At 55.5% G+C, this 3,231-nt stretch carries 3 protein-coding genes; all 3 read right to left on the reverse strand.

The window, feature by feature from the left end; translation table 11 throughout:
- Window positions 1–590, reverse strand: a 590-nt coding sequence (locus B3P58_RS03605) for a hypothetical protein (RefSeq protein ID WP_286716111.1), incomplete at its 3' end; no start/stop codon positions are given.
- A 132-nt stretch (window positions 591–722) separates the two neighbouring features.
- The gene (locus B3P58_RS03610) at window positions 723–2,093 is read right to left on the reverse strand and encodes an OmpP1/FadL family transporter (protein WP_286716112.1); all 1,371 of its coding nucleotides are present in this window, start codon (window positions 2,091–2,093) and stop codon (window positions 723–725) included.
- Window positions 2,094–2,266: 173 nt separating this feature from the next.
- Window positions 2,267–3,231 (reverse strand): GGDEF domain-containing protein (locus B3P58_RS03615; RefSeq protein WP_286716113.1); only part of this gene is annotated, 965 nt, incomplete at its 5' end.

Consider the following 3,231-nt stretch of genomic DNA (forward strand, 5'->3'; position numbering starts at 1 on the left):
GCCAGACGCTGGCAAACATCGCTTATTTGCCAGTCGTGGCTCAGGTCTTCACTGACCACAGCCTGTACGCGGCGGCTGAAATGTTGCTGCAGACCACTGCGCAGTTCTGCACTGTAGCCCAGCTCAAGCAAACGCAGAGTGATTTCACGACGCCGCGCCTGCAGCAGTTGTTGCGGGTCCGACAGTTGCGGCTGTATCTGCAGCCACTGTTGCATCAGGGTCAGCAGCAGCGGGTCTGAGCTGAAATGCTGCAACTCACGGCGCACCGGACCGCGTCCCAGTGGCAGTAAGTCATCTGTAGGCAGGCTGATGACCCAGGCCAGATACCGGCAATGTTCGTCGGGCTGATTGGTAAAGGTAAGCTCACAGCCGGCCGGAATCAGCAGCATTTGTCCGGCAGGCAGATTCAGCGGCTGGCCAGGAGCCGGTTGCAGTTGTTTTTCGCCCTGCAGTATCAGCATCAGACAAGGCTCGGCAAAAGGCACCCGGCGCAGGCTTTGTGGCATGCGTGTGCGGAAGGGCAGGATCAGGCCATTATCATTGGCAACGGGCTGCAGCAGCAGGCTGTGTAACAGAGCAGAGAGTGACATGATGGTTTCGCTGTCGGCGGGTAGTGGTGAATGCTCAGCATAACCAAGGATGCCGACAGGCCCAAGCCGCAGTATGGGCAGAATAAAAAAACGGGCGCCAGGCGCCCGCTTTCAGGTTGCAGCAGCTCAGGCTTACAGTGCCCAGCGCAGACCGGCAGCGAAGGAGTTCACTTCGGTTGTGACTTCACCGTGCAGGCGGGCACCCGCCGTCAGCAGATCGTTCTGATCAATATCACGCTTCTGCGTCAGGGTGTGCTGATAGCCCACGTCCAGAGTCATGGCTTCGGTCAGTCCGTAGCTCATACCCAGAGAGATGGCTTTGTAATCGTCAAAGGCAAAATCGATCTTGGTTTTGTCTTTGTCGATCGGCGTCATATCCAGAGCAAAACCACCACGCAGCGTCAGCTGTGGGCTCAGTTTGTAGTTAGCCCCCAGAGCAAAGCGCTGGGACTCACTCCAGTCGTAAACCTGTGGTTCAGCGGCCAGAGCTGCGACGGTGCTGTTGTTGCTTTCCACCTGCAGCTTGTCGAAGCGCGACCACTTGGTCCAGGAGGCATCCGCCTGCAGCGACAGGTCGCCGAGCTGGTGGAAGTAACTGATATTGGCGCTTTCCGGCGTGACAAACTGTACACGGCCATCAGCTTTGGTGTTCTCAAGGCCGGCCAGACCGGTGAAGCCTGAAGCGGTGGCCGGGAATTCCACCGTTGCACTGCCGGTCAGCTCATGGGCGATACGGGTGCGGTAGTTCAGACCCAGACGACTGTTGGGGGTGAACTCAACCAGAGTACCCAGGCTGAAACCGAAGGCGGTGTTGTGACCTTCCATCACGAAGCTGCCGTCGTAGGTGTTGTTGCCCAGCTCGGCAGGGTTAATGCCCAGGCTATTGCAGGTGGAGGCATCAAGCCCACCTAAACACAGGGCTGCAGTATTGACCGCCAAGGCCGTTTTGGCATTCATATATTGAGCAATAATACTGCCGCCGATGCTGACTTTTTCGTGTACACGGAAGGCCAGTGACAGGCCGGCGTCGATACCGGTGATTTCGCTTTCAGTTGTCTGATAACGGGCGATGGAGTCATCACCGAAGTCGGTGCCGGTAGCGTATGGAGCGTTAATAAAAGCACCGGCAGAGAAGCCTTCGCTCAGACTACGGACAAAATACAAGGTTGGCAGAAAATCGAGGTTATCCGCTTCGGCATCTTCACCGTTAATCGGGATGCTGCCGTCGCCGGTTTCAGCACTGCCTTTCAGTTCTGAGCGTACAGAAATAGCCGCCAGGTTGATGACCAGCTCGTCACGTACCAGCAGCATAGCCGCCGGACTGTAGTAAGCGGCAGAAGCATCGCTGGCTGAGGCTGCACCACCGGAGAAAGCATCTCCCAGGCGCAGGGCGGATTGTTCGTCGACATAGTAGCCCTGGGCGAATACCGGGCTGATGGCCAGCAGAGTACCCAAACCGGCGCAGGCTGTTGCGATGGTTTTAGCAAGGGGTTGGCGTTTCATGTTCGTCTCCATCCAATATTGGTCTTTTTATTAGCAATTCAATATCGGGACTAAGGTACATAAATGCCGGGTGATTGCCAAACTGAAATTTTGTCTGACAATCCTGTACTGCAGACGCAGGAGTCGGTTCAGGATAGGAATACGGCTGGTTCTGAGATTAATAACAGCAATGTTCAGCGGCTTTGCTGCTGGCTATCGGGAATGGATAAAGGCAGTGCACAGCTGCGATTCCTGCCCTGATCTTTGGCCAGATACAGCGCTTTATCAGCCTGTTGGTAAAGTACCTCCTGCTGATCACGCTGGGGAGGGATTGCAGCACACAGGCCGATACTGACGGTCAGGCTGAGTATTTGCCCTTCGTGTTCAAGACGCAGGCGCTCAATGCGCTGGCGTACCAGCTCGGCGACCTGTATGGCTCCGCTTTCATCCGTGTTGGGCAGTAAAATTGCAAATTCTTCCCCGCCGTAACGATAAACGCTGTCCTGTGGACGCTTGATGGCCTGCTGCATGGTTTGCGCAACCTTTTGCAGTACCGTATCGCCCAGCTGATGACCATGGGTATCGTTAAATTGTTTGAAGTGGTCAATATCAATCAACAGTAATGCGAGTGGCGTTTGTTGTCTGAAGGCATCCTGATACAGGGTATAGAAACGCTGATCGAAGTAACGCCGGTTACGTACCCGGGTCAGGGCATCGGTGGTGGATTCTTCCCGCAGGCGCTGGTTCAGCAGCTCCAGATCTTCTGTACGCTCACGGACCTTCTGATCCAGCACTGCATTGGCTTCGCGCTGCATGTTGATGATGACATCCTGAGCCGCTAACCGTGCCTGACGTTCGCGGTTATGGCGCTCGGCCATGCTCAGTGCCAGCAGTACAACCAATATGATGCTGCCCAGCTCGGCGGCATGTTCGGTAACGACATTGACCGGAATGACACCAAACTTCTGCATTGCATACAGGAAGAGGCCAATCAGCAGTGAGAAGGCGGCAAGGAAAAACAGGAACACATCCCGTGAACGGGTTTGCCACCAGAGCAGTTGGCCCAATGCCAGCGCTGACAGACTCATCAGCACAGCCTGGCCTGTAAGCAAACGAATCATGGTGTGATACGGCAGATAGAAGGCCAGTACGGCAAAGA

It is taken from the genome of Thalassolituus sp. UBA2009 (assembly GCF_002335285.1).
Taxonomy (GTDB): Bacteria; Pseudomonadota; Gammaproteobacteria; order Pseudomonadales; family Oceanobacteraceae; genus Venatoribacter; species Venatoribacter alkanivorans.

What these genes read in the sequence shown, in the direction of transcription:
- B3P58_RS03610 (WP_286716112.1), bottom strand. Translation starts at nt 2,093, where the DNA reads ATGAAACGCCAACCCCTTGCTAAAACCATCGCAACAGCCTGCGCCGGT.